Origin of the sequence: Paenibacillus sp. TAF43_2, from assembly GCF_052113545.1 — a bacterium.
Lineage (GTDB): Bacteria > Bacillota > Bacilli > Paenibacillales > Paenibacillaceae > Pristimantibacillus.
Genome location: NZ_JBFRDK010000363.1, coordinates 1 through 1,593, shown reverse-complemented (window position 1 = coordinate 1,593; position 1,593 = coordinate 1). Strand labels below are relative to the sequence as shown.

Annotated in this window: 3 protein-coding genes; 2 read left to right on the top strand and 1 reads right to left on the bottom strand. The window is 43.4% G+C overall.

What is annotated here, in order from left to right; genetic code table 11:
- Together AB4Z17_RS33395 and AB4Z17_RS33390 are read left to right on the top strand one after the other, a co-directional pair.
- A partial coding sequence (locus AB4Z17_RS33395) for a DUF1385 domain-containing protein (RefSeq protein WP_441964746.1) occupies window positions 1-868 on the top strand: 868 nt, incomplete at its 5' end.
- A 31-nt stretch (window positions 869-899) separates the two neighbouring features.
- Window positions 900-1,217: a hypothetical protein gene (locus AB4Z17_RS33390; RefSeq protein ID WP_076266937.1), complete on the top strand. Its 318-nt coding sequence runs from the start codon at window positions 900-902 to the stop codon at window positions 1,215-1,217.
- Window positions 1,218-1,284: 67 nt separating this feature from the next.
- Here the strand turns inward: AB4Z17_RS33390 and mntR are convergent.
- Window positions 1,285-1,593, bottom strand: a 309-nt coding sequence (gene mntR / locus AB4Z17_RS33385) for a transcriptional regulator MntR (protein ID WP_441964744.1), incomplete at its 5' end; no start/stop codon positions are given.

Below are 1,593 nucleotides of genomic sequence, written 5' to 3'. Positions count from 1 at the left end.
CAAAAATGATGAAATAGTATTTTATGAAGTACCACGCACAACGAAGAACTGGATTCAAGCTTTGAAAAAAATCCCTCTCGTTCGAGGCGTTGTAGGTATTCTTGAATCAAGCGCCAAAGGCTCCCAGCATTTGAACTTCTCTATGGAAGCCTACGCTGAGGATGAAGCCGGTGAGGGTAAAGAAACAGACAGCAATCAACAACCCGCTGCAGTAAAGGAAGAAAAAAAGCAAGGCTGGAGTCTTAGCATGATTGTTGGCGTAGCTGTCGCTGGCGTGCTTTCCTTTATTTTCGGCAAACTTATTTTCACTGCTGCACCCGCAGCGCTTGAGGAACTTCTTTTCTCAGGGGTATTTGAAAATAAGATTGGTCATAACTTACTAGAAGGACTTATCAAAATTATTTTGCTGCTTTCTTATTTGTATTTCATTTCCATGACACCGTTAATTAAGCGGTTGTTCCAATATCATGGAGCTGAGCATAAAGTAATTAGTACTTATGAAGCTGGTGAAGAGCTTACGGTTCAAAATGTACAGAAGTACAGCCGCCTTCACTACCGCTGCGGTTCAAGCTTTATCGTGTTCACCGTTATTGTAGGTGTTGTTGTCTACTCGTTGCCTTTCTTTACTTGGGACACCATTTGGGAACGCGTCTACATCCGTATCTTACTGCTTCCACTCGTTCTTGGCCTCTCCTACGAGGTGCTTCGCTGGACAAATGCTTTGCGTGAAATTCCAGTGCTGCGCTACCTCGGATATCCAGGACTATGGCTGCAGCTTCTAACGACCAAAGAACCGCGTGATGAGCAAGTTGCGGTATCCATTGCTTCCTTCAAGCGCATGCTTGAACTAGACAAACAAATGAAATAATTTCGATTGAAAAAGGAAAGGCGGAATTACAATGAGCAGAATACCAAGCAAATGGAATGTTTGGTCCATATCGTTTTTGGCGCTGCTGTTGATCGGTCTCGTTTACAGCGTTATCCAAAGCCCAATAACCTTTCTAATTCCCATTGTGGTGCTTGGCGGCATTTTCTTGCTATATAAATATCCGCCTTCTTTCTTAAGAGGTTACAATACGCGGCAAGGAGGAGTACATGTCACACAAAGACGTGCTCCTGCAAGCAAAACGAGAACGAACAAGAACCGCTCCAAGACCGTGCCGTTTCGTGTCATTGAAGGCGGCAAGGAAGATGACGAAACACCTAAATATCATTAAATCAAACAAAAGGACCGAGGCATCATTGCCTCGGTCCTTTTTGCTTTCTCGTTCGTATCGATATGTATTACTCGCTGTCCATTTCCGCACGCACGGCACGAAGCTCGTCCATACGCTGAGAATCTCTTCGGAAATATTCAACTAAAGTTTCAATACAGGTTATAGAGTCCCAGCTAAGATGATGCTCGATTCCTTCAACATCCTGATAAATATTCTCGTCTTGTACGCCAATCGTCGTTAGGAATGACTCTAACAATTGATGCCGATCARCAAGCCTTTTGCCCATTTTTTTCCCTTTATTGGTCAGGACCAGCCCGCGATACTTCTCATAGATCAAATAATTATCTTTATCAAGCTTTTGAATCATCTTGGTGAC

What these genes read in the sequence shown, in the direction of transcription:
- AB4Z17_RS33390 (WP_076266937.1), top strand. Translation starts at nt 900, where the DNA reads ATGAGCAGAATACCAAGCAAATGGAATGTTTGGTCCATATCGTTTTTG.